This window comes from Alphaproteobacteria bacterium PA2 (genome assembly GCA_002256425.1).
Taxonomy (GTDB): domain Bacteria; phylum Pseudomonadota; class Alphaproteobacteria; order Caulobacterales; family Caulobacteraceae; genus Phenylobacterium.
In genome coordinates this window covers 2,709,225-2,734,091 of the sequence record NKIZ01000001.1, presented here as the reverse complement: position 1 = coordinate 2,734,091, position 24,867 = coordinate 2,709,225, and the positions used below count along the sequence as shown (strand labels likewise).

Here is a 24,867-nt window from a genome sequence, read left to right as displayed (position 1 = left end):
GGCTTGAGGCGGGCGTCCTGAAAAACGCCCGCCATGTGCCTTCGTCACAAATCTTCTCTTGCGCCAGACTGGATCATCGCGCGTAACCTAGGGCATTGCAGCGTCCCTTGAGAGACGCCTGTCCCCAGGGAGAAGACACCTTGTCAGTCGGTACGACGGCGGATCGCCAGAAGCAGCTTTCACTCGCCGCCATTCTAGCATTTGCAGGCACCAGCCTGCCGGTCGCGGCTCTGGCCATCGCCATTTCAGTTCAACTGCCCCCCTATTTTGCCGGGCACCTGGGCATCAGCCTCGCCGTCGTCGGCAATGCCTTCGCCATAGTCCGCCTGATCGATATTCCCCTCGATCCCTTCATCGGCCTGGCCATGGACCGGACCCGGACACCCATCGGCCGATACCGGGCCTGGATGCTGGCCGGGGCGCCGATTCTGATGGGCGGCCTCTTCATGCTGTTCCACGCGCCGGTCGGGGCCACCATTGTCTATCTGATCACCTGGCTGCTCATCATGTATCTGGGCCTGTCCATCCTGACCCTGTCGCACTCAGCCTGGGCGGCCAATCTGGCCACCTCGTATCAGGAAAGATCACGGATCTTCGGCGTCCTGGCCGCCGTCGGCGTCGCCGGCGCCCTGATGGCCCTGGTCATTCCGATCGTCATGTCGAGCATGGGCAAGTCCAATGCCGAAGGCGTCATGGCCATGGGCTGGGCCATCATCGCCCTCATTCCGATCGCCGTGGGCGCCGTGGTCCTCAGCACCAAGGAAAAAATCACCCGGGACCATGCCGAAGGGCACTTCCAGCTGAAGGACTATGTCGCCCTTCTGACCCAGGGCAATGTCGTCCGGATCCTGCTGGCCGACCTTTGTGTGACCCTCGGTCCCGGTTGGATGGCCGCGATCTACATCTTCTTCTTCACGGCCTCCCGTGGCTTCTCGGTCACTGACGCCAACGCACTTCTGGCCGTCTACATCCTGGCCGGATTTGTCGGCGCGCCTGCGACCGCATGGCTGGCCAACAAGATCAGCAAGCATCGCGCCCTCATGCTGACCACGACGCTCTACTCCGTCGGATTGATCACCTTGATGGCCGTGCCCCAGGGTAGTGTCCTTATTGGTTTGATTCCCATGGCCCTGCTGGGCGCCTTCGCCTCGGGCTTTGGCGTGATGATCCGCGCCCTGACCGCGGATATCGGCGACGAAATCCGGCTGGAAGGCGGCAAGGAGCAGATCGGCCTGCTGTACGCCCTCACAAACGCCACCACCAAGGTCGCCGGCGCCGGCTCGATCTTCCTGACCTTCAACGTCCTGGCGGCGATCGGCTTCAACGCCAAGGAAGGCGCCATCAATACCGCCGAGCAGATCCGCGGTCTGGAACTGGCTTACCTGATCGGCCCGATCTTCTTTGTCATGCTCGGCGGCGCCTGCTTCTGGGGCTACAAGCTGGACTCCAAGCGCCATGCAGAAATCCGCAGCCAGCTGGAAGAACGGGACGCCCTTTACGACGAGACCGCCAGCCTTGAGGGCCTGACGGGCCAGGCGGACGCTGTCTATGTGGGCGATGACCGCAAGCCGACGGTCAGCGAGTAGGGGCGTGGCGACGTCAAACCGCCTGTCCCTGCCTGTTGTCGCCGCCTTTGGCTCCACGGCCGCGCCCATCGCTGCCATTGGCCTTGTCATGGGCGTTTACCTGCCGCGGTTCTTCTCGACCTATATCGGCCTAGGCCTCAGCGCTGTGGGCGCCGCCTTCATGATTGTCCGTTTGCTGGACATGGGACTCGATCCCCTGCTCGGCATGGCCATGGACCGCACCCGGACCAGGCTGGGCCGCTATCGCCCATGGTTGATCCTGGGCGCCCCCATCACAATGCTCGCCATCTACATGCTGTTCATGGCCCAGCCCGGCCTCAGCTTTGCAGGCCTGCTGCTCTGGCTGCTGGTCCTGTATTCCGGAGTCTCGATCCTGACCCTGGGCCAGGCGGCCTGGGGCGCAACCCTGGCCACCGACTATCACGATCGAAGCCGGGTCTATGGGGTGGTCCAGGCCGTTGGGGTGATCGGCGCCATCCTCATCCTCCTTCTTCCCCTGGCGCTGACCGGCAAACCCAGCGGAGCCCACGGCGGCGTGCCAGCCATGGGCTGGTTCCTGATCGGGTTGTTGCCGCTGACCGTGGTCCTCTGCGCCCTGATCACGCCGGAAAAGATCTCGCCCCGGGCGGACAATGAAACGCCGGTCACACTGCAGGACTACTGGTCCCTGCTGACCCGCCCGGAGGTTCTCAGGCTGGTCTGGGCCGACTTCATCATCGCACTTGGCCCGGGGACGACGGCGGCGCTCTACCTGTTCTTCTTCCACGACGCCCGCCAGTACACCCTGCCGCAGACCTCGATCCTGCTACTGTTCTACATTGCTGCAGGTCTGGTCGGATCGCTGTTCTGGGGCGCCGTCGCCCAGAGGATCGGCAAGCACAGGGCGATCATGGCTTCATCCGTGGCCTATGCGGTCGCCCAGACCGCCCTGATGATCATTCCCCCGGCCACCATGTCCCTCGCCATTCCGGGCATGTTCTTCGTGGGCTTTGTGGGCTCGGCCTTCGCTCCGATCGTGCGGGCCATGGTCGCCGATGTGGCCGACGAGGTCAGGCTGGAAACCGGCCACGAACGAACCGGACTGCTCTATGCCCTGATCACCACGGCCGAGAAGGTCGGCGCAGCCATCACGGTGGGTATCAGCTTCAAGGTGCTGGAAATCGTCGGGTACAAGGCTGCCGAGGGTGCGGTGAATACGCCCCAGGCGATACACGGTCTGGAAATGACCTATGTCTTCGCACCCATCACCCTGGTCTTCCTTGGTGGAGCCGCCTTCATTGGCTGGAAGCTTGACGCCGAGCGCCATGGAGAGGTTCGTCGTCAGTTGGACATTCGCGACGCCCTGGCGGCCGAGGCGCGGACCTTCGAGGCGGCTACAGGTGTTTCGATCGCATCGCCGCCGGACCGGCCCTAGCGCCTGCGCGATAGGCTGGTCTAGTCGCCGCCGTCTGAGCCACTGCCGTCGGGCGACCACCGGTCGCCAAGGCTTTCCGTGTCGAAACCTCCATCCCGATCCGATTGGTGTCGGGAGCGCTTGCGCCGGGGCTCGGCGGTGGGCGGCCTTTCCATCCAACGCAGGACCATGCCGGTGATCCCGATTGTGGTGGAAGCAATGCCGGCTATGCGGCCAACGCCTTCGGGCAGGAAGAAGGCCAGGGGGCCGCCCAGAACGATCAGGAAGCACATGCCCCAGATCTTCCAACGGGTCATGGCCCTGGCTCGGGTCCAGGCGGCGAACTCGGGATCCTGCTGCGGGCGCCTTACCGCCGCCAGGGCCTGCTGCACCTCGTGCGGGATCGCCGGCTCCCGAACCGGAGCGTGATAGGAAGGCGCAGTGCGGCGACCAAAGGTCTGTGTCATGGCTCAAAGCTAGCAGGGCATTCTTATCAGCCGGTTAGCCTTGCCCCCGGGCCTCCGCCTCGCCTATGACCATGCCAAATCATCAGGGAAGACCGCCAATGACCGACCTCTTTGCGCCCATGAGCTTCAAGCGCGGGCCCTCCATGAAGAACCGCTTCATGCTGGCGCCCCTGACCAATCTGCAGAGCCATCCGGACGGGACCCTGTCGGACGATGAGTATCACTGGCTGACCCAGAGGGCGGTCGGCGGCTTTGGCGCGACCATGACCTGCGCCGCCCACGTCCAGGCCATCGGCCAGGGCTTTCCGGGACAGCTCGGCATCTTCTCCGACGCCCACCTGCCGGGCCTGACCCGGCTGGCGGCCGCAATCAAGGCTGAGGGCAGCCTCGCCATTGTACAGCTCCACCACGCCGGCATGCGGTCGCCTTCTGACCTTATCGGTCAGGCGCCGGTCTGCCCCTCCGACAATGCCGAATTCAGCGCCCGGGCCCTGACCGCCGAAGAGGTCGCCCAGCTGGTCGAGGACTTCATCGCCGGCGCCCAGCGCGCGGAAAAGGCCGGGTTTGACGGCGTCGAAATCCATGGCGCCCATGGCTATATCCTGGGCCAGTTCCTGAGTGGCGAGGTCAACCAGCGCACCGACGCCTATGGCGGCTCGCCAGAGAACCGCGCCCGTATTGTCCGCGAAATCATCGACGGCATCCGCGCCCGCTGCCGGGCCGACTTCAATCTCGGCCTGCGCCTGTCGCCGGAGCGGTTCGGCATTGACCTGATCGAGACCCGCGACCTGGCCCAGGCCCTGATGACCGAAGGCAAGATCGACTATCTGGACATGTCCCTCTGGGACAGCTTCAAGACCACCTCCGAGGGCGGTTTCACCGACAAGCCCCTGATCTCGGTCTTCACTGAACTGGACCGTGGCTCGGTCCGCCTGGGCGTCGCCGGCAAGATCATGACCCCCGCCAACGCCCAGGCCTGTCTGGACGCCGGCGCCGACTTCGTCCTGCTGGGTCGGGCGGCGATCCTGCACCATGACTATCCCAACAAGCTGGCAGCAGATCCGGGCTTCCTGCCGGTAAGCCTGCCGGTCACCCGGGCGCATCTGGTGGCCGAGGGGCTTGGCCCGACCTTTGTCGGCTACATGTCCACCTGGCCTGGCTTCGTCGCTGCGGAATAGGCGCCATGGCTTGCCACGGCGGGCCGCTTGATACTCAATGGAACCCTGCCGCCGGAGAAGCTGGTCGGCGGGACGGGGCGATGCATTCATGATCCGACTTGAAAACCTCCAGAGCCTGGTGGGCCTGACCCTGATCCTGCTGGCCTGCTGGGCCATGTCGGAAGATCGCCGCAAGTTTCCGTGGAAGCTGGCGGCGGGCGCCATAGCCCTGCAGGCGGTTCTCGTCCTGGCCCTGTTCGGGGTTCCGGCCCTGCGCGCCGTCCTGGCCGCCATGGGCGGCGCGGTGGATGGTCTTGCGGCCAGCACCCAGACCGGCGTCGCCTTCGTCTTCGGCTTTCTGGCGGGTACGCCGAACCAGCCCTACGATCTGTCACACCCGGAGAACATGTTCGTCTTCGCCTTCCGGGTCCTGCCGGTGATCCTGGTTGTCTGCGCCCTTGCGGCCCTGCTGTGGCACTGGCGAATCCTGAAGTGGATCACCAGGGGCTTTGGCCTGGTCTTCGAAAAGACCATGGGCCTGCGCGGCCCCCCGGCCCTGGCCACGGCTGCGACCGTCTTCATGGGCCAGGTGGAAGGCCCGATCTTCATCCGCAGCTATCTGACCAGTCTGTCGCGCTCTGAGCTCTTCATGCTGATCGCCGTGGGCATGAGCTGTGTCTCGGGCTCCACCATGGTGGCCTATGCGACCATACTGAAGGGCGTCCTGCCCAACGCCGCGGCCCACGTCCTGACCGCCTCGATCATTTCAGCACCGGCTGGCGTCCTGCTGGCCCGCATCCTCGTCCCTCGCGATCCAGCCCAGGAACAGCCCCAGACCCTCGATCCGGACTCCGACAAGGTCTACGAAAGCTCCATCGACGCCATGATCAAGGGCACGTCAGACGGCCTGCAGATCGTGCTGAACATCGCCGCCACCCTGATCGTCTTCGTGGCCCTGGTGGCCATGCTGAACGGCATTCTGGGCATGTTCCCTCCGGTCGGCGGGGCGCCGCTGTCGGTCGAGCGCGGCCTGGGCGTGATCTTCGCCCCCCTGGCCTGGTCCATTGGCGTTCCGTGGAAGGATGCGCCCACGGCGGGTTCCCTTCTGGGGGTCAAGCTGGTGCTGACCGAGTTCACCGCCTTCATCAAACTGGGCGCCATTCCCGTGGCCGAGATGGCTGACCGCAGCCGGGTGATCATGACCTACGCCCTCTGCGGCTTCGCCAATATCGCCTCGGTGGGCATGAATGTGGCCGGCTATTCGGTGCTGGTGCCCTCGCGTCGGTCTGAAGTCATCGGCATGGTCTGGAAGGCCATGTTCGCCGGCTTCCTGGCCACCTGCGTCACCGCCGCCGTGGTCGGCCTGATGCCGGCTGAACTCTTCCAGCACTAGGTCATCCATGAAGCTCTACGACACAGCCGTCGCCCCCAATCCCCGCCGGGTCCGTTGGGTGATGGCGGAGAAGGCGATCACCGACATCGAAGTGGTGCGCCTCAACATGGCCGAAGGCCAGCACAGGACCGACGAGATCCTGACCCGGACGGAAGGCTTTGTGGGCCTGCCCATTCTGGAAATGGACGACGGAACCACCCTGACTGAAAGCCTCGCCATCTGCCGCTATCTGGAAGGCCGATATCCAGAGCCCAACCTGTTCGGGCGAAGCCTGGATGAGGTTGCGGTCATCGAAATGTGGACCCGCCGGGCCGAGCTGCTTGTGGCCCATCCCCTGATGATCGGTGTCCGCCACCTCTCGCCCGTGCTGGCGGGGCTGGAACAGCAGGACGCCACGGTCGGGGGCCATAACCGCGATCAGGCGCTCAAGGCCCTGGGCCTGCTGGATCAGAGGCTCAAGGGCAGGGACTGGCTCGCCGCCGACCGGCTGACCATAGCCGACATTGTCGCCTTCATCGGCCTGGACTTCACCCGCCTGATCCGCATGGCACTGCCGGAAAACCTGACCGAAGTCGCCCGCTGGGCGCAGGCCATGCGGGAGCGTCCCGCAGCACAGGCCTAGGCGCCTTTTATCAACTCCAGCGACCGGATCCGGGTCTCGAGGCTGGGGCCGACCGCCATGACGAAGATCTCGTCAGCGCCCGTGGTCTGGGCCTTTTCCGCCAGTCGCCGTTTGACGGTCTCAGGATCACCGACAATGGACCGCGCCATGACGCCGGGCAGCCTCGGATCGTCGGCCCGCTCGGCCAGGAAGGCCAGGGCTTCGGGAATGGACGGGAACCGCCGCCGTTCATTGTCCAGGGTCGCCAGGGCGCCGGCCCGCATGGGGGCTGCCAGCCTCTGGGCTTCCGCATCGGTTTCAGCGGCGAGCGCAATGGTGGCCACCGCGGCCCAGGGGCTGGTGCGGAAGACCGAGGGCTCAAAGGCCCGCTTATAGGCCGCCACAGACGGCCCGCCATCGGTCCGGGCAATGAACTCTGCGAACACCATCCCGACCCCTGACTGGCCTGCAAAGGCAGCGCTGTCGGGCGAGGAGGTCAGCATGTGCAGGTCCGGATGGGATGGACCTGAGGGGCTGGCGTGTATGCCCCGGGCCGGGTGGGCGTCGGTGATGGGCTCGACCCCCGAAGCGTCCAGCAGCCAGGCGTTCAGCAGGGCGAAGTATTGCGGGAAGGCCTCTGAACTCACAGAGCGCAGGGCGCCGCCGGTCCGGCTGTCTGTGCCCAGAGCGCGGCCGACGCCCAGGTCGATGCGGCCCGGCGCCAGGGCTTCCAGCTCCATGAAGACCTCTGCCACCTTGAGGGGCGAGTAGTTGACCAGCATGACCCCGCCAGAGCCCAGGCGGATGGTGCTGGTGACCTGGGTCAGGGCGGCGATCAGGATCTCTGGTGCGGCGGAACCCAGGGTTCCGATATTGTGGTGCTCGGCCACCCAGAAGCGGTTGTAGCCCAGCCGTTCGGCGGCCTTGGCCACCTCGATGGTCTCACGGACCGCCTGGGCCTGGGTGTTGTCGCCGCCAACTGGCGACAGGTCGAGGACCGAGAGGACCGGGCTCACGTCCGTGGCCGGGTCTTCTTGATGATGGCCGAAAAGCTCATGACCGTATCCGGGCCCGAAGTGATCAGGCCGCGAACAAAGACCATGCTGCGGGCGTTTCGCACCACTTCGCCGCGGCATTCAACCAGGGCGCCGGGGGGCACGGAGCCGACAAAGTCGCCATTGAAGCTGGCGGTCACGCTGTGGCCGTCCTGCAGGGCGTCCCGGGCAATGACGAAGATGGCGTAGTCGGCGAAGGTCATGATCGCCCCGCCATGCAGGAAGTTCCCGCCATTCATGTGCTTGTGTTCGGTGCGGAAGGCGCTGACCCGCTGGCCGTCCTCGTCCACGCGATAATAGAAGGGCCCGGCATGATCCTCGAAGGGATCGGCATTGTAGTAGGACCAGCCAGCCCACTCGCCGGATTCCACCGTCTTGTGCACCCAGCCCGAGGCCTGCTCTTCGCCGCCGTCCATATCTTGTCTCCCATGCGCCGGAAGGTTTGCCCGACGCGCAATCCACTACTAGGTTAGCCGCCGACCTAAGCGGCTGCGTCCAGCGATGCAAGCGCCTCCCTCCGCAAACGAGACCGAACATGGCCCTAGACCCAGAAACCCGCGACCAGCTGATCGACACCGTCCGCCGCTTTGTTACTGAACGCCTGCGTCCCCTGGAGGCTCAGGTCTCCGAAACCGACGCCATGCCCGATGACGTCATCGAGGAAATGAAGGCCCTTGGGCTCTATGGCCTGACCATCCCTGCGGAATATGGCGGGCTTGATCTGACCATGGAGGAGGAGTGCCTGGTGGGCGTCGAGCTTGGCCGCACCAGCCCCGCCTTCCGCTCGGCCTTCGGCACCAATGTCGGAATTGGCAGCCAGGGCCTGGTCATGTTCGGGACGGACGCGCAGAAGGCCAAGTACCTGCCGGGCATAGCCTCTGGCGACATCATCACCTCCTTCGCCCTGACCGAGCCTGAGGCCGGCTCCGACAGCGCCGCAGTCCAGACCCGCGCCGTGCGCGACGGCGACCACTATGTGCTGAACGGCTCCAAGCGCTACATCACCAACGCCAACAAGGCCCACCTCTTTACGGTCATGGCCCGAACCGACCCCAACAAGCCCGGCGGCGGTGGGGTGAGCGCCTTCCTGGTCGAGCGGGACCTTCCCGGTCTGACCGTTGGCAAGCCCGAGAAGAAAATGGGTCAGCAGGGCGCCCATATCTGCGACGTCAATTTCGACAATGTCCGGGTGCCGGTGGAGAACCGTCTGGGCGGCGAAGGGGAAGGGTTCAAGGTGGCCATGCAGGTGCTGGACCGCGGTCGTCTGCATATTTCCTCGGTCTGTATCGGCGTGGCCGAGCGCCTCATCACCGACAGCGTGGCCTATGCCTCCGAGCGAAAGCAGTTTGGTCAGAACATCAGCCAGTTCCAGCTGATCCAGGGCATGATCGCCGACTGCAAGACCGAGGTCCTGGCCGCCAAGGCGCTGACCTTCGAAACCGCCCGCAAGCGCGACGCCGGCCAGAGCGTCACCCTGGAAGCGGCAGCTTCCAAGTACTTCGCTTCGGAAATGGTCGGGCGGGTGGCTGACAAGGCCGTGCAGATCTTCGGCGGCGCCGGCTATATCGCCGACTACGGCATTGAGCGCTTCTATCGCGATGTCCGCATCTTCCGGATCTATGAGGGCACCAGCCAGATCCAGCAGGTGATCATCGCCCGCGAGACCCTCAAGCGGGGCGGATAGACCATGACCGTCGATATGGAAGCGGTGATCCTGGAGGTGCTCAGCAAGCTGGCCCCCGGAAAGTCCGCATCGTCCGAAGAAGTTGCCCGGGCCGCCAGTCCCGAGCGCTGGCAGAGGCTGACCGGCCATGTCCGCGCCACTGCCCGGGGCCTGGCCCGCCAGGGCAAGATCGTCGTGACCCGCCACGGCAAGCCCGCCGACCCTGAGAACTTCAAGGGTGTCTATCGCCTGCGCATGCCCCTGGACGGCGATCCGAAGTTCGCCGCGCCCACGCCTGAAGGACCTGAAGAATGATCATCTATGGCTCGTCCATGTCGCCGTTTGTCCGCAAGTCCCTGGCCTTTGCCGCCGAGAAGGGAATAGCCGTCGAGAGCGCGCCTGGGGGTATGGGCGGCGGCTCGCCAGCCTTCAAGGCGGCCAGTCCCTTCGGCAAGATCCCGGCCCTCGAGGATGGCGACTTCACCCTGGCGGACTCCTCAGCCATCGTCGCCTATCTGGAGGCCCTCAAGGCAGAGCCCAATCTCATCCCGACCGAGGCCAGGGCCCGGGCGAAATCGATCTGGTTCGATGAATACGCCGACACCATTCTGGTGGGCGCCGCAGGTCCCATGTTCTTCAACCGTCTGGTCATGCCGAAATTCATGGGCAAGCCCGGCGATGAGGCCGCCGCCGCCCACGCCGAGGCCAATCTCCTGCCGGCCGCTGTGGCCTATCTGGAATCGGTCCTTCCGGCCTCCGGCTTCCTGGTCGAGGACCGGCTGACCCTGGCCGACATCGCCGTGGCCAGTCCCTTCGTGAACCTGATGCATGTGGGCTGGACGCCGGATCCGGCGGTCTATCCCAAGGTTGCGGCCTATGTGGCGGCGATCCATGCCCGGCCGTCCTTCGCGGGCCATATCGCCGCCGAGAAGGCGATCGTGGCGAGGTGACATCGGACCTGGACATCCTGCTGCAGGAAATCCGTTCCTGCCGCGCCTGTTCAGACATCCTGCCTCACCAGCCCAGACCCGTAGTCATGGTCGCGCCGCAGACCCGCATATTGATCTGCGGTCAGGCGCCGGGGCGGCGGGTGCATGAGAGCGGGGTCCCCTTCACCGACCCTTCCGGGGATCGTTTGCGGCAATGGATGGGCCTTGACGCCGAGACCTTCTATGGCCGTCCGGAAATCGGGGTGGCGGCCATGGCCTTCTGTTTCCCCGGGACCAATCCCAGGGGCGGCGATTATCCGCCGCCGCCAAGGTGCGCTGAACTGTGGAGGAGCCGCCTCCTGGCGGCCCTGCCCGGGGTGGAACTTGTCCTGCTGGTCGGCGGCTATGCCCAGGTCTGGGCCCTGAAGGAACGCGCCAGGGCCAACATGACGGAGACGGTCCGCGCCTGGCGGGACTATGGCCCCCAAGTCATTCCAATGCCGCATCCCTCCTGGCGGAATACCGCCTGGCTGAAGCGAAACCCCTGGTTTGAAGCCGAAGTGACGCCATATCTTCGCCAAAGGGTTCGAACACTACTTGATCCATGAAGCGCCTTCTCGCCGCCGTCCTGTCCATGGTCCTCACCGCCTGCGCCCCACTTGCGGTGCAGCGGGCGGCGCGGCCCGACCTGACCTTCCAGGGGCCCCGCCTCGATCCCGGAGCTTTTGTCAGCTTTGACGGCGTACGTCTGGGACTCACCACATGGGAAGCCCGGGGCGAGCCCTGGGCGGTGATCATTGGAGTCCACGGCATGAACGACTATGCCAACGCCTTCCATCTGGCGGCGCCCTGGTGGGCCGGGCAGGGGGTGACCACCATCGCCTATGACCAGCGGGGCTTTGGCCGCTCTCCCGGGCGCGGGGTCTGGGCCGGCGAGGACCTGATGGTCGAGGACCTGCGCACCTTGGTGGCCCTTGTGCGGGCCAGATATCCAAACGCCATACTGGCCGTCGCCGGCGAAAGCATGGGCGGCGCTGTCACCATTGCCGCGGCGACTTCAGACCGCCCCCTGCCGGTAGACCGCATTGTCCTGCTCTCGCCGGCGGTCTGGGGCTGGTCGACCCAACCCTTGCCCTACAAGGCCGCCCTCTGGGCTGCCGCCCACTCGGACGGGTCAAAGATCTGGGAGCCGCCCCGCTGGCTCACCACCAAGGTCTCACCGACGGACAACCGCGAGGAACTGATCGGGATGGGGCGAGACCCCCTGATGGTCTGGGGCGCGCGGGCTGATACGCTCTATGGCCTTGTGGAGCTGATGGAGACCGGCTGGACGCGGATCGACCGCCTGCCGGGGCCGGCCATTTATTTCTATGGCGCCAATGACCAGATCATTCCGAAGGAGGCCGCGTTCTCGGCCGCCGGGCGATTGAGCCCCGGCATCCGCTCAGCCTACTACGCCGATGGCTGGCACCTGATGACCCGGGACCGGCAGGGCCCGAAGGTCTGGGCCGACATACTCAGCTTTGTCCGGGATCCAGAGGCGCCACTGCCATCAGGCGCGCCTGCAATTCCTAGGTCGCCAGCCTTGCGGTCCGCGGCTCCTTGACGAAGGCCAGCAGGATTCCGAGGCCGGTGACCAGGAAGCCGATGGAGGCTCCGAACACGAAGGGATAGCCCAGCTTGTCGGCCATCAGTCCGGCGGCCAGGGGACCCAGGGAGGCCATGATCCCCTCGGCCATGGACGAAATCGCAATGCGCATGGGCATTTCTTCCCGGCTGCCAAACTCCAGGATCATGGTCTGGGCAGCCATCATATAGCCCGACTGCGACGCGCCCAGGCCAAAGAAGGCGAGGAAGAAGGCCCAGGGAACATGGACGCTCATCAGCAGGACCGTGGACGCAATGGAAAGCGACATGGACAGGGTCAGGACCAGCTTGAAGCCGGTCTTGTCGCCCAGATAGCCCCAGACCAGGTTCGAAATGGCGTCGGCGCCGATGAAGGCCAGACCCAGAAGGCCCAGAAAGGTTCCGGTGTCGGCCAGGCCGCTGACGGCGCCCATGGCGGTCATCTGCTGGGTGACATAGATGGCGTAGAACGGCGTCGCCGCCCGACCGGCTGTGCCCAGCATCTGCATCACTAGAAACCAGGCATAACCCCGGTCACCCAGGATCAGCTGGGGGAAGTCCTTCAGTCGGTCCTTGAAGCCTGTCCTGGCTGGCAGGTTCGGGGGCTCGGGCTCACGGATCAGCACCTGCAGGGCCCACAGGCCGAGCGAGGTCAGAATGGCCGACAGGGCGAAGGTGGTGGAATAGCCGTTCCCGAACAGGTCTGCCTTGATGATGTACTTGCCCGCTGCATAGGCCAGGGCCGCTGCGATCAGCGATCCTGTGGCGTTCCGCCAGGCCTGCAGCCGACCGCGCCGGCTCAGGGGGATGACCTTGGCCATCAGGAAGCCAAACACCACCCGCTGGGTGCCCATGAACAGGCCAAACAGGAACATCAGGGCCATCATGGCGATGATCAGGGGCTGGCCGTGCAGGAACCAGCCGGCCAGGGCCATGCCGACAATCTGGACCCGCGCCAGCCCGCCCATCCAGACGGCGGCCGGCATCACCTTGGTGCGGTGCTCGATCTGGGTGGCGCCAAACACCGGAGAAATGACGCTGCCCAGTTGCTGGAGACCCAGGGCCAGGCCCACCACGGCGTTGGATCCTGAGATCAGGTGCAGGTAGGCGGGCAGGAAGGTCGGCGCATTCACAAGCCGGAAGCCGGTCATGCCCAGCATGCCGTGGATGTAGTTGCCGATGTAGTTGCGTTTCAGATTGTCCCAGACGAAGCGCTCATAGGCTTCTTCCTTGGCGGCCATGGAGTCGTCTTCGACGGCGACTCCGGCAGGACTGCTCAGATTGTCTTTTTCCAAATGTATTCCGCCCGCGCCACGATTTCTGGCGTGCAGGCTCTCCCTGAAAAATTCTAGTCCCGTTCAATATGATCGGTCTAGCAGAGTCCCGGGTCAGGGGAAGCCTGCACTGGAACTAGGCCGGGTCCAGGCCGCCGTTTTTGCGCCTTGCCGCCAGGAAGACCACTGCGGTCCCGGCAAGGGCCAGCCCACAGGCCAGGAAGGCGACCCGGTATGACCTGGCCTGGGCCAGGGCCCCGAAGGCGGCCAGAAGTCCGGTCATGACGATCTGACCGACAAAGGTCTTGATGGCGCCGAGGGTCGCCCGGGTTTCCGAGGGGATCAGGGCCTGAAGCCGGGCGTCGAAGTTCACGTCGATCAGTTTGAACAGGCCGGGCACAAAAGCGACAATGGCGATGGTCCAGGGCTGATAGACGCCGGTCGCCAGGATCAGCAGGGCGCCCATGGCGAGCACCAGGAGATAGAATCCGGCCTCCGGGATGCGCCTCAGCCTGTGGGCTGTCATGTTCGCAATGATCTGGCCGACACTGATCACCCCCGAAAAAATGGCCACATGCTCGACGCTCAGTCCGGTTCCCGAGGCGTAGATGGGCCAGAACCCGTCGAGGCCGCCGCCAAAGGCTATGCTCACCGCGGCCAGCCCTATGACCCAGGGTATGGCGGGGTGCGTGAAGGCGAAGGCGGCGGCATCCCGGATCTGGGTGAGGTCCAGGGCCTTGTGCACCGCCAGGGCCGCCCTGGCGTGGGGCAGGGACATGGCGGCCAGGGCCGCTGCGCCGGAGGCCGCTGCGCTGGCCAGGATCACCACCGGATAGCCCAGGGAAACGCTGAGGAAAGCGCCGATGGAGGCGGCTAGCACCGCCACATAGGACACGGCCGCCGTTCGTCCTACCAGCTGGGCATAGGACTCCCGCCGGTCCATGGCCGCCAGTTCGTCATAGAGCAGGGCTTCGAATATGCCGCTGGTCAGGGCGCTCTTCACCCCCCAGCCGATCATGCCGATGAGAAATCCGGGATAGGTCGGCCAGATCACCCAGACCAGAAAGCCTGCAGCCCGCACGGCCTGGCCTACCGCAAGGACGGCGCGGCGGGACCAGCGATCCGCCGCTGCGCCAGCGGGTATCTGCAGGACAATGCCGGTGATGGACCAGGCGATCAGGGTCGAGGCGACCTGGACAGGGGTCAGGCCGTGGGCCACGAACATGACGCCATAGACCGGATAGACCAGAAGGAAGGCGTCCAGGAACCTGAAGGCGTAGGCCTTGGTCAGAAGGCTGGAGAGGTCGCGGGTCAGGCCAGGAACCCGGCTTCGGCGAAGTCCAGCATGCGCTGGAGCAGGCCTTCGATATCGCCCTCACGGGTCGCGCCGTCAGACAGGACGTGCAGGCGATCGAATTCGGCGAAGCGGTTGTTGTGGATCATGCCCAGACAGAAGTGCAGCCGCCAGAAAATGGTCTCACGGGGCAGGTCCGGGCGGGCGATGATCAGGGCGTCGGCGAACCGGGCCAGATGGCTGACATCCTTGACCAGGACATCACGCATTTCCTCGGTGCCTTCGGAGCGGGCGCGGATGATGAACTGGACAGAGATGCGCCGGTCAAGGGAGGGTGCGGCCCAGCGCAGGGGAGGCGCGAACAGGGCCTCGAGAATGGCGCGGACCGGCGGCTTGCCCTGATGCTTGTCCGAAGCCTCGTGCAGCATGCGGGCCCGCTCGCGGTTGAGCTCGGCCGTGCGCCGCCGGAAGATCTCGAACAGCAGGGCGTCCTTGGACCCGAAGTGATAGTTCACAGAGGCCAGATTGACCCCTGCCTCCGACGTGATGTCCCGCACCGACACGTTCTGGAAGCCGCGCAGGGCGAACAGGCGCTCCGCTGCGTTGAAAACCGCCGCCTTGGTCGCAGCTTCGCCGGTGTCTCCGGCGTCATGCGGTGCGGGGATGTCCGTCACTTCGGCGAATCCTTCAGGCGTCTGACGAGCTTGACCCCAGGGATCAGCGAGCCAGCTCCTTCATGGCCTTTTCCAGGCCTTCGATGGTCAGGGGGAACATACGGTCGCCCACCAGCTGCCGCATGACCTCGATGGACGGGGTGTAGTCCCAGTGGCGCTCGGCCGTAGGATTGAGCCAGACCACATCGTCAAAGGTCTGGCAGACCCGGTCCAGCCAGACAGCCCCGGCTTCCTCGTTCCAGTGCTCCACCGAGCCGCCCGGATAGGTGATCTCATAGGGGCTCATGGTCGCGTCGCCGACGAAGATGACCTTGTAGTCCTTGGAGAACTTGTGGAGCACGTCGAAGGTCGACAGCTTTTCGGCGTGCCGGCGGCGGTTGTCCTTCCAGACGCTCTCATAGAGGCAGTTGTGGAAGTAGTAGAACTCCATGTTCTTGAACTCGGTCCGGGCGGCCGAGAACAGCTCCTCACAGATCTTGATATGGCTGTCCATGGACCCGCCAATGTCGAAGAAGATCAGGACGCTGATCTTGTTGCGCCGTTCCGGGCGCAGCTGGATGTCCAGATAGCCCTTCTCGGCCGTGCCCTGGATCGTGCCGTCCAGGTCCAGCTCTTCAGCCGAGCCATCCCGGGTCCACTTGCGCAGGCGGCGAAGGGCGACCTTGATGTTGCGGGTGCCAAGCTCGACGGAGTCGTCGAGGTTCTTGTACTCGCGCTTGTCCCAGACCTTGATGGCCTTTCCGTGACGGCCCTTGTCCTGGCCGATCCGCACGCCCTCGGGATGATAGCCATTGGCGCCGAAGGGTGAGTCGCCAGGGGGGTCTCCACGACCGTTCTTGCCCTTGCCCTTGCCGTCGCCGTCGCCTTCTTCTTCCTTCTGCTGGCGCATGCGCTCAGCCAGGGCTTCCATCAGCTTGTCGAAGCCGCCCATGGCCTCGATCTGCGCCTTTTCCTCTTCGGTGAGGAACTGGTCGGAAATGCGCTTGAGCCATTCAGCCGGAATGTCGGCGACGCCAAGACCTTCGACCTTGTCCAGCCCCTTGAACACATGGCCGAAGACCTGATCGAAACGGTCCAGGTTTTTTTCGTCCTTCACCAGGGCGGCCCGGGACAGGAAGTAGAAGTCCTCCACCGACCGGTCGATGACCGACTTGTCCAGGGCTTCCATGAGCATCAGGTATTCCTTGAGCGACACCGGGACCTTGGCGTCGCGCAGCTCGGTGAAGAAACGCATGAACATCGGGGGTTCCCCTCTAGGGACGAACAACTGTTTGATCTGGCAAGATGAAGACCGAAGGCCGGTCTGTCCAGCCTAGAAGGCGCAGGAATCAGTGCGCCGGGACCAGGGTCTTCCGCAGGATGAATTCGTGGTCGACTGTTGAGCCCACCTTGAAGCCGTATTCGCCCACCCGCTCGAAGCCATGGCGTTCATAGAACCGCTGGGCCCCGGTGTTTTCTGACCAGACCCCGATCCACAGATCCCTGGGATCCTGAGCCAGCATCCAGTCCATAACCTCATGGAACAGGGTCGAGCCAATCCCGCCGTTCTGTCGTGCCTTGAGCAGGTAGAACCGCTTGAGTTCATAGGACCTGGGTCCGATGTCGGGGTGCGGCAAATCGCTCAAACCAGCAGTTGCGAACCCGACGACCTCGCCCTCGTCTTCAACAAGCCAGGAAGCTTTCTGGGGATGTTCGAGCCCGGCCCGTGTCTCGCCAATGTCATAGGCCTGGGCCAGATATTCGTTCAGATCAGGCTCCGGATAGAGGTGTCCGAAGGTCTCGACGAATGTTTTTGCGCCAATTTCAGCCAGGGCGGCGGCATCGGCCACTTGTGCTTTGCGAATGCTTAATGCAGCCATAGACGAGATCAGCGCCACTCTAGATGGAATCAATATGACGGTCGGGCTCTACACCCACGCCGATATGTTAGGCCATAGTCCTGGGCCGGGACATGTCGAGCGCTCCGAGAGACTGACAGCAGTTCTGGACGCCCTGCAAGACGCAAGCGACCTGCGGCTTGATCGCCGGGAGGCGCCGCTGGTGACCCGGGAAGACCTCGCCACTGTGCATCTTGGCGACTATGTGGACGCCATATTCGGATCAGCGCCTCAGCAGGGGCGGCTCATGCTGGACGAAGACACCTACATGTCGGCCGGCAGTCTCGCCGCCGCGCGCCGGGCAGCCGGGGCAGTCGTCCAGGCAGTACGCGATGTCGCGGCGGGGCAGGGGGATCGGGCCTTCTGCGCCGTGCGGCCGCCGGGCCATCACGCAGAGCCTCACAAGCCCATGGGGTTCTGCATCTTCTCAAATGTCGCGGTCGCCGCCCGGGCGGCGCAGGCGGCAGGTCTTGGGAAGGTGGCGGTGGTGGACTTCGACGTCCATCACGGCAACGGCACCCAGGCGGCCTTCGCCGGCGCCGACAACCTGTTCCTCGCCTCGGTCCAGCAATGGCCGATGTGGCCCGGCACCGGTCATCCGGATGAAGTTTCAGCCGCCAATATCTGCAATGCCGTCGCCCCGCCCAACGCGCCCGCTGCAGTCTGGCGCAAGGCCTTTGAGAGCCTCATGCCCCGCCTGGACGCCTTTGCCCCGGATCTGATCCTGATCTCGGCAGGGTTTGACGCCCATGCCGGCGATCCGGTGGGCGATGCGGCGCAGAATCTCCAGGCCGAAGATTTCGAATGGGCGACCCGGGCCATAGCGACCGTGGCGCGAAAGCACAGCAAGGGCCGGATCGTCAGCTCCCTTGAAGGGGGCTATGGCCTCAACGCCCTGGGAACCTCGGCGACCGCCCACCTCCGGGCCCTGCAATTGTCTTGAGACGGAGGGCGATACGCCGTTGCGGGCGTGAAGTCGTCTCACTAGTTTGCTCAGCGAACCAAGGGGACAACGATGGCGGACGCTTCGGATATTGACGGCCTGACCTTTGAGCAGGCCCTGGCCGAGCTGGAACGGATTGTCGGTCAGCTAGAGTCGGGTCAGGCGCCCCTTGAGGCTTCCATTGAACTCTACGAGCGCGGCGCGCGGCTGAAGTCCCACTGCGAGCAGAGGCTCGAGGCCGCGCGTCTGCGTGTGGAGAAGATCGTGGTCGGGGCCGGCGGCGGCGCCGGTGCAGAGCCCGCCGAGTTCAATTGATGACCGAAGAGGTTGCGCGGCGGATCGCCGAAACCGCTGATCTGGTCACGGTCGCCCTGGATGAGTTGCTGCCCCGGGCCGAAGGTCCCGAAGCCCGGCTGACCGAGGCCATGCGCTATGCGGCCCTGGGCGGCGGCAAGCGACTGCGGCCCTTCTTCGCCATAGAGACCGGCCGTCTGTTTGATCTGGATCCCAAGTCGGTCCTGCGCGCCGCCTGCGCCGTGGAATGCGTCCACGCCTACAGTCTGGTTCATGACGACCTGCCGGCCATGGATGACGATGATGTCCGGCATGGCCAGCCCACTGTGCACAAGGCCTTTGACGAGGCGACCGCCATTCTGGTGGGCGACAGCCTGCAGGCCGTGGCCTTCGAAATTCTCGCCGACCAGGAGACCCATCCCGATGGCCGGGTCCGGGCTGACATGGTGCTGAAGCTGGCCGTCGCAGCCGGGGCGCGGGGCATGTGCGGCGGTCAGATGATCGACCTGCTGGGGGTGCGCGACGATCTGGGCGCGGTGGCCCGCATGCAGAGACTGAAGACCGGCGCCCTGATCGCGGTCTCCTTCGAACTTCCGATGATCATGGCTCACGCCAGCGGTGCAGAGCATCACGCCCTGATGGGATTCGCCCAGGACCTGGGTCTGGCCTACCAGATCGTTGATGACCTGCTGGACGCCGAGGGCGACGGCGCGGCTCTGGGCAAGAAGGCCGGCAAGGACGCCGAAAAGGGCAAGGCAAACTATGTCACCCTGCTCGGGGTAGGTGATGCGCGGCAGAGGCTGAACCTGCTGATCGACCAGACAAAGGCCCATCTCGAACCCTTTGGCCGACGCGCGGATTTCCTGAGGAACAGTGTCGATTTCGTGCTAGATCGCTCCCACTGACGTCTTCGTTCTCCCAGTCCGCTTAGATCATGCCTCCTCACACGCCCTTGCTTGATACGGTCTCCCTGCCGGCGGACACCCGCGGCCTCACGGTTCCGCAACTGCGCCAGCTGGCCGATGAGTTGCGGGCCGAGACCATTGATGCGGTCTCGCAGACCGGTGGGCACCTTGGCGCGGGCCTGGGCGTGGTCGAGCTGACCGTCGCCCTGCATCATGTCTATGAGACCCCCGACGACATCCTGATCTGGGACGTCGGCCACCAGGCCTATCCTCACAAGATCCTCACCGGTCGCCGCGACCGAATCCGGACCCTGCGCCAGGGCGGCGGCCTGTCCGGCTTCACCCGCCGGGCGGAAAGCGAATACGACCCCTTTGGCGCGGCCCATGCCGGCACTTCCATCTCTGCCGCCCTGGGCTTCTGCGCGGCGCGGGACGCGGCGGGCAAGGCCAACTCGGTTGTCGCTGTCATCGGCGACGGCTCCATGAGTTCGGGCATGGCCTATGAGGCCATGAACAATGCGGCCGAAACCACCGGCCAGCTGACCGTCATCCTCAACGACAACGACATGTCCATCGCCCCGCCCGTCGGCGGGATGAGCGCCTATATGGCGCGCCTGGTTTCCGGCGGCGGCTATCGTCAGATCCGCAAGATCGGCCGCTCCATGGCCGGCGCCCTGCCCAAGCCCCTGATGGAGGCCGCCCGCAAGGCCGAGGAATTCGCCCGGGGCATGGTCACCGGCGGCACCTTCTTCGAAGAGCTCGGATTCTATTATGTCGGGCCAATCGACGGCCACGACATGGACGCCCTTGTGGCGATTCTCAAAAATGTCCGTGATATCAAGGACAAGCCGGTGCTTGTTCATGTGGTCACCCAGAAGGGCAAGGGCTATCAGCCGGCGGAGGCCGCCGCTGACAAGCTGCACGCCGTCGCCAAGTTCGATGTGGTCACCGGCCAGCAGGCCAAGGGTCAGGCCGCGGCGCCGCAGTACACCAAGGTCTTCGCCCAGGAACTGATCCGTCAGGCCGAGCGCGACCCCAAGATCGTCGCCGTCACCGCCGCCATGCCCTCCGGCACGGGCCTGGATCTGTTCGGCGCCGCCTTCCCGGACCGCACCTTCGATGTCGGCATTGCGGAACAGCACGCCGTGACCTTTGCGGCCGGCCTGGCTGCAGATGGCATGAAGCCCTTTGCGGCCATCTATTCGACCTTCCTGCAGCGCGGCTATGACCAGGTGGTGCACGATGTCGCCATCCAGAAGCTGCCCGTCCGTTTCGCTATGGACCGGGCCGGACTGGTGGGAGCTGACGGCGCCACCCATGCTGGATCCTTTGACATCGGCTATATGGGCGCCCTGCCAGGCATGGTGCTGATGGCCGCCGCCGACGAGGCCGAACTGGCCCACATGGTCGCCACCGCCGTGGCCATTGACGACCGCCCGTCCGCTTTCCGCTACCCGCGGGGCGAGGGTGTTGGCGTCGCCCTGCCCGAAATCGGACAGGCCCTGGAAATCGGCAAGGGTCGCATTGTCCGCGAAGGCACGGCGGTCGCCATACTGTCCTTCGGCACCCGCCTGGCCGAGAGCCTCAAGGCCGCAGACCTGCTGGCGGCCCGGGGCTTTTCAACGACGGTCGCCGACGCCCGCTTCGCAAAGCCCCTGGATATCGATCTGATCCTGCGCCTGGCCCGGGAACACGAGGCCCTGATCACCGTGGAAGAAGGCTCCATGGGCGGCTTTGGCGCCTTCGTGCTTCAGGCCCTGGCGGAACATGGCGCCCTGGATCGGGGCTTGAAGATCCGCACCCTGACCCTGCCCGATATCTTCCAGGATCACGACAAGCCCGAGCTCCAGTACGCCCAGGCGGGTCTGGACGCCGAAGGGATCGCCCGTGGCGCCCTGTCAGCCCTGGGTGTCGACAATGTCTCGGCGGCAGGCCTGCGAGCCTAGCCGCACGCCCGGAGGAACTTCCGGGCATCTCCAGATTTGGCAGGATCCGGCCCGATGGTTTCACCCATGACCGTGAAGGTCATGGCGCCGGTTTTTCCGAAGTTCCTGAGGAATGGCGCCTGGGTCGAGGCCTCGGCCAGGGCGATGGACGCCCCTGTCTGTGTCTCGGCGTCCAGGGCGCCCCTCAGGGTGCTGGCTGTGTCTGCAGAGGTCAGGGTCACACTGGCGGGCCAGGGCGCGGGCATGCCCAGGGCGTTTGTCCAGATCGTCCCTGATTTTCGCGCTGCAAGCCGCTTCCTCACGGCCACCCTGAACAGGATCTGACCGCTGTCGGGCTGGCAGGTCATCTGGACCAGCTGCGCCCCGTCCCTGGCATAGGTGAAGATGGCCGGGGCGGCCTTGGGAGTCTCCAGGGTCCAGGCCCCGGGCGCCGCCGTCTGGCTGGCGACCTGGGCGAACAGGATGAAGGGCAGGGTTGCGATCATGCCCGGAAGGCTAGCACTGCAATACGGGTGCTAGAAGGGGCTGAACTTCTGGGTCAGGGCGATGCCGGCCGGCGTGCGCTGGGCCACCGAAATGTCACCGCGGCCGCCATAGCTGATCCGGGCCTCGGCGATCTGGGTGTGCTTGACCGTATTGGCCGAGGAAATGTCCTCAGGCCGGACAATGCCCGCCACGGTCAGCTGCCGCAGCTCGGCGTTGGTGCGCACTTCCTGCGTGCCCTGGATGACCAGATTGCCGTTGGGCAGGACCGCCGACACGACCGCAGCGATGGTCAGGGAGATCTTTTCAGACCGGTTGACGCTGCCGGCCCCGGCATTGGTCGAGGTCGAGGTGGTTTCCAGGGCGTTGGACGCGTCAAAGCCGCCCGGCAGGATTTTCCCGAGGCTGGATTCCAGGCCCAGAAGGTGCGGCACTCCGGCGGACATGTTGGACTTCCGGGTCGCGGTCGAGGAGTTCGAGGTCTTGGCGCTGTCGTCGATATCGATCTGGACGGTCAGGATGTCGCCGACCTTCGCCGCGCGCTGATCTATGAAGAAGGCCCGCGCGCCGCTGCGCCACAGGGAATTCGCCGAGGCCGGCTGACTGGCCCGCTCGGCGGCTGAAGCCAGCACCATCTGGTCGCGTGGGACCAGGGCCGAGGGATAGCCCACCGGCGCCATTTCCGGACCGCGCACCACGTCGGTGACCGTGGAGCAGGCGGCGAGGGGGGCCAGGGCGATGAGGGCGAGCAGGGGAAAACGCATCAGGTGAACCTTCACTAACGGAGTGCGATCTGGGTGCGGGCGGCGGCGCGGACTTGGTCGGCCTGGGCGCCGATGGCGGCCTGGCCCGGGCCGGTGGCGACCGCCTGGATGATCTTCTTGGACGAGATGTTCTGGATATCGACGGCTTCGCCTATCGCGGCGGCGCCGATGGACTTGGCCTGCAGGGACAGGCTGATCCCCTCGGCCTCGAAGGTGACGGTGACCAGGTCGCCTGGCTTGATGACCACCTGGGCCGAGACATCGTGGCGCGCGGCGGCCGCGCCCATCCGCAGGGGACGCTTGGCCACCATGCCGATCAGCTGGTCGGCGTCGGAGGCGGCGTCGCTGGGGGCGGCGGCGACCTTGGCCCACAGCAGGTCCTGGGGCTGGACGATCTCGCCGGCCGACAGGTTGCGGGCATAGGTCAGGACATCGATATTGGCTCTCTGGGCGGACACGACCTGGCCGCCGACAATGATCCGGCGCAGGCCGTTCTGATTGGCCCAGTCCAGGCCGTTTCGCCGGGCCAGGGATTGGACCAGGGCTGCGTCCAGCACTGCGGTCTGGCCCTGGCGGAGGGCCACGACCACCCGTCCGGCCGAACCCGCATTGTCGAAGACGTCGTCCAGGGTGATGACGCCATCTGCGTCGAACACCTGGGGCTTCAGATTGACCGTCTGGCCGGCCAGGGCCGGGGCGGCGGTCAGGGCCAGGGTGAGGGCGATGATGATGCGGCGCATGATCCTAGCTCTTCAGCTGGTTCGCAGCGGCCAGCATCTGGTCGGCCGAGGTGATGACCTTGGAATTCATCTCATAGGCGCGCTGGGCGACGATCAGGGCGGTGATTTCGCTCACGGCGTCGACGTTGGAAGCCTCGGTATAGCCCTGAAGCAGGGTGCCGATCCCCGCCGTGCCGGGAATGCCGGTGGTCGGCGCGCCTGACGCGCCACTCTGCATGAACATGTTGTCGCCGATGGGATCGAGGCCGCCTTCATTGAGGAAGGTCGCCAACTCCAGATTGCCGATGATGCTGGGGGCGGTCTGCCCGGCCTGGGTCACCTGGATCTGGCCGGACTTTGAAATGCTGACGTCCAGGGCGTCGGAGGGCAGGGTCACGGCGGGCTGGACCTGATAGCCGTCCTTGGTCACCAGCTGGCCCTGGTCATTGACCGACAGGTTGCCGGCCCGGGAGTATCCGATCTCGCCGGACGGCATCAGAACCTGCAGATAGCCGCGGCCCTGGATGGCGACATCCAGCTTGTTGCCGGTCTGGGTCAGGGCGCCCTGTTCGGTGATGCGGTAGGTCGATCCGGTCTTCACGCCGGCGCCGATCTGGATGCCGGTGGGAACAATGGTGCCCTGGTCGGAGGACTGGGCGCCGGCCCGCTCAAGGGTCTGGTAGAGCAGGTCCTGGAACTCGGCCCGCTGCCGCTTGAACCCGATGGTGTTCATGTTGGCGATGTTGTTGGAGATGACTTCAACATTCATCTGCTGGGCTGACATGCCCGTCGCGGCGGTTCTAAGCGCTTGCATTACCTAGATTTCCCTATTGTACGCGGCCCATTCGCTCGACCGAGCGACGGGAGAGTTCAGCTGTGGAGTCCATCATCTTGGCCATGGACTCATAGGCGCGGGTGACCTCGATCATCCGGGTGATCTCGGCGATGGAATTGACGTTGGAGTTCTCCAGCATGGACTGACGCACCACGGCGGTGGTCAGGGGCTGGGGCTGCTGGTTGGACAGGTTGCGGTAGAGATTGTCCCCGGACTTATCCAGGGCGGACAGGCTGTCGAACTTGACCACCGCGACCTTGCCGACCCGTTCCTCGCCCTGGCTGATCGTGCCGTCAGTCGCGATGGAAACCGCGCCCTTCTGGGGGTCGAGGGTGATTTCGCCGCCACCTTCATCCAGGACGGCCTGACCGGCCTGGTTCACCAGCTTTCCGGTGTCGTCCATCCGGAAGTGGCCATTGCGGGTGTAGCGTTCGCCACCTGTCGTTGAAATCTTGAAGAAGCCCGGTCCGTCAATGCCCAGGTCAAGGGCCGCCGAGGTGGCGTGCAGGGCGGCGGGCGTGAAGTCCCGGGCGACGCCGACATCCAGGGCGAACTTCACCGGCTTGGGGCCATCCTGGGTGCGTGCAGGCGCGCTCGGCGCCGTCTTCACCAGCAGGCTCTCGACCTTGAATCCGGTGGTGTCGGCGTTGGCGATGTTGTTGGCCACGATGTCGAGCTCGCGACGCAGGGTCATCTGCCGCGACAGGCCAACATAGAGGGCGTTATCCATTCAAATCCGACCCGCATCCTGCTCAGGGGTGAGCACGTGAGAGCCTGCAAGGATTGGGCCACCTGAAAACAGTAATGAAATCAGTGATTAGAATGGTTAATTTTTGACGGTCGGCGATTTTTGCCCGGCATGTTTCCGCTGAGCAGAACCCGGAAAAAAACCGATCATTAACCAAGTTCAACGCATGAATGGGAGACCAGAGTCTAAGGAAACGCGCGCGTGTCCAGCAAGAAAGACGCCAAAGAGTCCGAGGACGAAG

27 protein-coding genes are annotated in these 24,867 nt (G+C 65.0%); 14 read left to right on the top strand and 13 right to left on the bottom strand.

Features of this window, described 5'->3' with window-relative positions; all coding sequences use genetic code 11:
• Positions 1 to 95: 95 nt before the first annotated feature.
• Complete coding sequence (locus CFE28_13220) at positions 96 to 1,586, top strand: MFS transporter (protein ID OYU70868.1); 1,491 nt, start codon at positions 96 to 98, stop codon at positions 1,584 to 1,586.
• Positions 1,549 to 3,000: an MFS transporter gene (locus CFE28_13215; GenBank protein ID OYU70867.1), complete on the top strand. Its 1,452-nt coding sequence runs from the start codon at positions 1,549 to 1,551 to the stop codon at positions 2,998 to 3,000. The genes CFE28_13220 and CFE28_13215 overlap by 38 nt, the downstream gene beginning before the upstream one ends.
• A gap of 20 nt (positions 3,001 to 3,020) precedes the next feature.
• Here CFE28_13215 and CFE28_13210 read toward each other — a convergent pair whose 3' ends face one another.
• On the bottom strand, positions 3,021 to 3,446 hold the full coding sequence (locus CFE28_13210; GenBank protein ID OYU70866.1) for a hypothetical protein: 426 nt from the start codon (positions 3,444 to 3,446) through the stop codon (positions 3,021 to 3,023).
• A gap of 98 nt (positions 3,447 to 3,544) precedes the next feature.
• Between CFE28_13210 and CFE28_13205 the strand changes: the two genes are divergently transcribed.
• From CFE28_13205 to CFE28_13195, 3 genes are all read left to right on the top strand, one after another.
• Positions 3,545 to 4,624 carry an NADH:flavin oxidoreductase gene (locus CFE28_13205; protein OYU70865.1) on the top strand — a complete coding sequence of 360 codons (1,080 nt, stop codon included), beginning with the start codon at positions 3,545 to 3,547 and terminating at the stop codon, positions 4,622 to 4,624.
• 88 nt (positions 4,625 to 4,712) lie between these two features.
• The gene (locus CFE28_13200; GenBank protein OYU70864.1) at positions 4,713 to 5,996 is read left to right on the top strand and encodes a Na+ dependent nucleoside transporter; all 1,284 of its coding nucleotides are present in this window, start codon (positions 4,713 to 4,715) and stop codon (positions 5,994 to 5,996) included.
• 7 nt (positions 5,997 to 6,003) lie between these two features.
• A complete protein-coding gene (locus CFE28_13195) occupies positions 6,004 to 6,618 on the top strand; it encodes a glutathione S-transferase (GenBank protein OYU70863.1) in 615 nt (204 codons plus the stop codon).
• Here CFE28_13195 and CFE28_13190 read toward each other — a convergent pair.
• Both CFE28_13190 and CFE28_13185 read right to left on the bottom strand, forming a co-directional pair.
• The gene (locus CFE28_13190; protein ID OYU70862.1) at positions 6,615 to 7,613 is read right to left on the bottom strand and encodes a hypothetical protein; all 999 of its coding nucleotides are present in this window, start codon (positions 7,611 to 7,613) and stop codon (positions 6,615 to 6,617) included. The two genes, CFE28_13195 and CFE28_13190, sit on opposite strands and share 4 nt — an antisense overlap.
• A complete protein-coding gene (locus tag CFE28_13185) occupies positions 7,610 to 8,068 on the bottom strand; it encodes a thioesterase (protein ID OYU70861.1) in 459 nt (152 codons plus the stop codon). The genes CFE28_13190 and CFE28_13185 overlap by 4 nt, the downstream gene beginning before the upstream one ends.
• Before the next feature lie 119 nt (positions 8,069 to 8,187).
• Between CFE28_13185 and CFE28_13180 the strand changes: the two genes are divergently transcribed.
• The 5 genes from CFE28_13180 (at position 8,188) to CFE28_13160 (ending at position 11,850) form a co-directional block, all read left to right on the top strand.
• On the top strand, positions 8,188 to 9,336 hold the full coding sequence (locus CFE28_13180) for an acyl-CoA dehydrogenase (GenBank protein OYU70860.1): 1,149 nt from the start codon (positions 8,188 to 8,190) through the stop codon (positions 9,334 to 9,336).
• Between the two features lie 3 nt (positions 9,337 to 9,339).
• On the top strand, positions 9,340 to 9,630 hold the full coding sequence (locus CFE28_13175; GenBank protein OYU70859.1) for a hypothetical protein: 291 nt from the start codon (positions 9,340 to 9,342) through the stop codon (positions 9,628 to 9,630).
• Positions 9,627 to 10,265, top strand: a complete 639-nt coding sequence (locus CFE28_13170; GenBank protein ID OYU70858.1) for a glutathione S-transferase — start codon at positions 9,627 to 9,629, stop codon at positions 10,263 to 10,265. Before CFE28_13175 ends, CFE28_13170 begins: the two co-directional genes overlap by 4 nt.
• An 86-nt stretch (positions 10,266 to 10,351) precedes the next feature.
• Positions 10,352 to 10,852, top strand: coding sequence for a uracil-DNA glycosylase (locus tag CFE28_13165; GenBank protein OYU71706.1), 501 nt, complete (start codon positions 10,352 to 10,354; stop codon positions 10,850 to 10,852).
• A complete protein-coding gene (locus tag CFE28_13160) occupies positions 10,849 to 11,850 on the top strand; it encodes a lysophospholipase (protein ID OYU70857.1) in 1,002 nt (333 codons plus the stop codon). The genes CFE28_13165 and CFE28_13160 overlap by 4 nt, the downstream gene beginning before the upstream one ends.
• On the opposite strand, the gene CFE28_13155 is transcribed toward CFE28_13160, so the two are convergent.
• The 5 genes from CFE28_13155 to CFE28_13135 all read right to left on the bottom strand — a co-directional run bounded on the left by CFE28_13155 (position 11,816) and on the right by CFE28_13135 (position 16,971).
• The gene (locus tag CFE28_13155) at positions 11,816 to 13,111 is read right to left on the bottom strand and encodes an MFS transporter (GenBank protein OYU71705.1); all 1,296 of its coding nucleotides are present in this window, start codon (positions 13,109 to 13,111) and stop codon (positions 11,816 to 11,818) included. The genes CFE28_13160 and CFE28_13155 overlap by 35 nt on opposite strands.
• Positions 13,112 to 13,280: 169 nt before the next feature.
• The gene (locus CFE28_13150; protein ID OYU70856.1) at positions 13,281 to 14,369 is read right to left on the bottom strand and encodes a hypothetical protein; all 1,089 of its coding nucleotides are present in this window, start codon (positions 14,367 to 14,369) and stop codon (positions 13,281 to 13,283) included.
• An 86-nt stretch (positions 14,370 to 14,455) separates the two neighbouring features.
• Positions 14,456 to 15,112 carry a TetR family transcriptional regulator gene (locus tag CFE28_13145; GenBank protein OYU70855.1) on the bottom strand — a complete coding sequence of 219 codons (657 nt, stop codon included), beginning with the start codon at positions 15,110 to 15,112 and terminating at the stop codon, positions 14,456 to 14,458.
• 43 nt (positions 15,113 to 15,155) lie between these two features.
• Entirely contained in the window at positions 15,156 to 16,352 is a 1,197-nt protein-coding gene (locus CFE28_13140; protein OYU70854.1) for a VWA domain-containing protein, read from the bottom strand.
• A gap of 88 nt (positions 16,353 to 16,440) precedes the next feature.
• Entirely contained in the window at positions 16,441 to 16,971 is a 531-nt protein-coding gene (locus tag CFE28_13135) for a GNAT family N-acetyltransferase (GenBank protein OYU70853.1), read from the bottom strand.
• A 34-nt stretch (positions 16,972 to 17,005) separates the two neighbouring features.
• Between CFE28_13135 and CFE28_13130 the strand changes: the two genes are divergently transcribed.
• The 4 genes from CFE28_13130 to CFE28_13115 all read left to right on the top strand — a co-directional run bounded on the left by CFE28_13130 (position 17,006) and on the right by CFE28_13115 (position 21,077).
• Positions 17,006 to 17,932, top strand: coding sequence for an acetoin utilization protein (locus tag CFE28_13130; GenBank protein OYU70852.1), 927 nt, complete (start codon positions 17,006 to 17,008; stop codon positions 17,930 to 17,932).
• A gap of 72 nt (positions 17,933 to 18,004) precedes the next feature.
• Complete coding sequence (locus CFE28_13125) at positions 18,005 to 18,247, top strand: exodeoxyribonuclease VII small subunit (GenBank protein OYU70851.1); 243 nt, start codon at positions 18,005 to 18,007, stop codon at positions 18,245 to 18,247.
• The gene (locus CFE28_13120; GenBank protein OYU70850.1) at positions 18,247 to 19,131 is read left to right on the top strand and encodes a farnesyl-diphosphate synthase; all 885 of its coding nucleotides are present in this window, start codon (positions 18,247 to 18,249) and stop codon (positions 19,129 to 19,131) included. The genes CFE28_13125 and CFE28_13120 overlap by 1 nt, the downstream gene beginning before the upstream one ends.
• A 29-nt stretch (positions 19,132 to 19,160) precedes the next feature.
• Positions 19,161 to 21,077, top strand: a complete 1,917-nt coding sequence (locus tag CFE28_13115; GenBank protein OYU70849.1) for a 1-deoxy-D-xylulose-5-phosphate synthase — start codon at positions 19,161 to 19,163, stop codon at positions 21,075 to 21,077.
• Here the strand turns inward: CFE28_13115 and CFE28_13110 are convergent.
• Genes CFE28_13110 through flgF form a run of 5 tightly spaced genes read right to left on the bottom strand, consistent with a single transcriptional unit; the run spans position 21,074 to position 24,608 of the window.
• Positions 21,074 to 21,562 (bottom strand): hypothetical protein, encoded by a 489-nt coding sequence (locus CFE28_13110; protein OYU70848.1) that lies wholly within the window; start codon positions 21,560 to 21,562, stop codon positions 21,074 to 21,076. The genes CFE28_13115 and CFE28_13110 overlap by 4 nt on opposite strands.
• A 30-nt stretch (positions 21,563 to 21,592) precedes the next feature.
• Positions 21,593 to 22,324, bottom strand: a complete 732-nt coding sequence (locus tag CFE28_13105) for a flagellar basal body L-ring protein (protein OYU70847.1) — start codon at positions 22,322 to 22,324, stop codon at positions 21,593 to 21,595.
• A 14-nt stretch (positions 22,325 to 22,338) separates the two neighbouring features.
• Complete coding sequence (gene flgA / locus CFE28_13100; GenBank protein ID OYU70846.1) at positions 22,339 to 23,064, bottom strand: flagella basal body P-ring formation protein FlgA; 726 nt, start codon at positions 23,062 to 23,064, stop codon at positions 22,339 to 22,341.
• A 4-nt stretch (positions 23,065 to 23,068) separates the two neighbouring features.
• Positions 23,069 to 23,857, bottom strand: a complete 789-nt coding sequence (flgG, locus tag CFE28_13095) for a flagellar basal-body rod protein FlgG (protein OYU70845.1) — start codon at positions 23,855 to 23,857, stop codon at positions 23,069 to 23,071.
• A gap of 13 nt (positions 23,858 to 23,870) precedes the next feature.
• Complete coding sequence (gene flgF / locus CFE28_13090; protein OYU70844.1) at positions 23,871 to 24,608, bottom strand: flagellar basal-body rod protein FlgF; 738 nt, start codon at positions 24,606 to 24,608, stop codon at positions 23,871 to 23,873.
• Positions 24,609 to 24,867 lie beyond the last annotated feature (259 nt).

What these genes read in the sequence shown, in the direction of transcription:
- CFE28_13215 (OYU70867.1), top strand. Translation starts at nt 1,549, where the DNA reads ATGTGGGCGATGACCGCAAGCCGACGGTCAGCGAGTAGGGGCGTGGCG.
- CFE28_13210 (OYU70866.1), bottom strand. Translation starts at nt 3,446, where the DNA reads ATGACACAGACCTTTGGTCGCCGCACTGCGCCTTCCTATCACGCTCCG.
- CFE28_13205 (OYU70865.1), top strand. Translation starts at nt 3,545, where the DNA reads ATGACCGACCTCTTTGCGCCCATGAGCTTCAAGCGCGGGCCCTCCATG.
- CFE28_13200 (OYU70864.1), top strand. Translation starts at nt 4,713, where the DNA reads ATGATCCGACTTGAAAACCTCCAGAGCCTGGTGGGCCTGACCCTGATC.
- CFE28_13195 (OYU70863.1), top strand. Translation starts at nt 6,004, where the DNA reads ATGAAGCTCTACGACACAGCCGTCGCCCCCAATCCCCGCCGGGTCCGT.
- CFE28_13185 (OYU70861.1), bottom strand. Translation starts at nt 8,068, where the DNA reads ATGGACGGCGGCGAAGAGCAGGCCTCGGGCTGGGTGCACAAGACGGTG.
- CFE28_13180 (OYU70860.1), top strand. Translation starts at nt 8,188, where the DNA reads ATGGCCCTAGACCCAGAAACCCGCGACCAGCTGATCGACACCGTCCGC.
- CFE28_13175 (OYU70859.1), top strand. Translation starts at nt 9,340, where the DNA reads ATGACCGTCGATATGGAAGCGGTGATCCTGGAGGTGCTCAGCAAGCTG.
- CFE28_13170 (OYU70858.1), top strand. Translation starts at nt 9,627, where the DNA reads ATGATCATCTATGGCTCGTCCATGTCGCCGTTTGTCCGCAAGTCCCTG.
- CFE28_13165 (OYU71706.1), top strand. Translation starts at nt 10,352, where the DNA reads ATGGTCGCGCCGCAGACCCGCATATTGATCTGCGGTCAGGCGCCGGGG.
- CFE28_13160 (OYU70857.1), top strand. Translation starts at nt 10,849, where the DNA reads ATGAAGCGCCTTCTCGCCGCCGTCCTGTCCATGGTCCTCACCGCCTGC.
- CFE28_13155 (OYU71705.1), bottom strand. Translation starts at nt 13,111, where the DNA reads ATGGCCGCCAAGGAAGAAGCCTATGAGCGCTTCGTCTGGGACAATCTG.
- CFE28_13150 (OYU70856.1), bottom strand. Translation starts at nt 14,369, where the DNA reads ATGTTCGTGGCCCACGGCCTGACCCCTGTCCAGGTCGCCTCGACCCTG.
- CFE28_13140 (OYU70854.1), bottom strand. Translation starts at nt 16,352, where the DNA reads ATGTTCATGCGTTTCTTCACCGAGCTGCGCGACGCCAAGGTCCCGGTG.
- CFE28_13135 (OYU70853.1), bottom strand. Translation starts at nt 16,971, where the DNA reads ATGGCTGCATTAAGCATTCGCAAAGCACAAGTGGCCGATGCCGCCGCC.
- CFE28_13130 (OYU70852.1), top strand. Translation starts at nt 17,006, where the DNA reads ATGACGGTCGGGCTCTACACCCACGCCGATATGTTAGGCCATAGTCCT.
- CFE28_13125 (OYU70851.1), top strand. Translation starts at nt 18,005, where the DNA reads ATGGCGGACGCTTCGGATATTGACGGCCTGACCTTTGAGCAGGCCCTG.
- CFE28_13120 (OYU70850.1), top strand. Translation starts at nt 18,247, where the DNA reads ATGACCGAAGAGGTTGCGCGGCGGATCGCCGAAACCGCTGATCTGGTC.
- CFE28_13115 (OYU70849.1), top strand. Translation starts at nt 19,161, where the DNA reads ATGCCTCCTCACACGCCCTTGCTTGATACGGTCTCCCTGCCGGCGGAC.
- CFE28_13110 (OYU70848.1), bottom strand. Translation starts at nt 21,562, where the DNA reads ATGATCGCAACCCTGCCCTTCATCCTGTTCGCCCAGGTCGCCAGCCAG.
- CFE28_13105 (OYU70847.1), bottom strand. Translation starts at nt 22,324, where the DNA reads ATGCGTTTTCCCCTGCTCGCCCTCATCGCCCTGGCCCCCCTCGCCGCC.
- flgA (OYU70846.1), bottom strand. Translation starts at nt 23,064, where the DNA reads ATGCGCCGCATCATCATCGCCCTCACCCTGGCCCTGACCGCCGCCCCG.
- flgG (OYU70845.1), bottom strand. Translation starts at nt 23,857, where the DNA reads ATGCAAGCGCTTAGAACCGCCGCGACGGGCATGTCAGCCCAGCAGATG.
- flgF (OYU70844.1), bottom strand. Translation starts at nt 24,608, where the DNA reads ATGGATAACGCCCTCTATGTTGGCCTGTCGCGGCAGATGACCCTGCGT.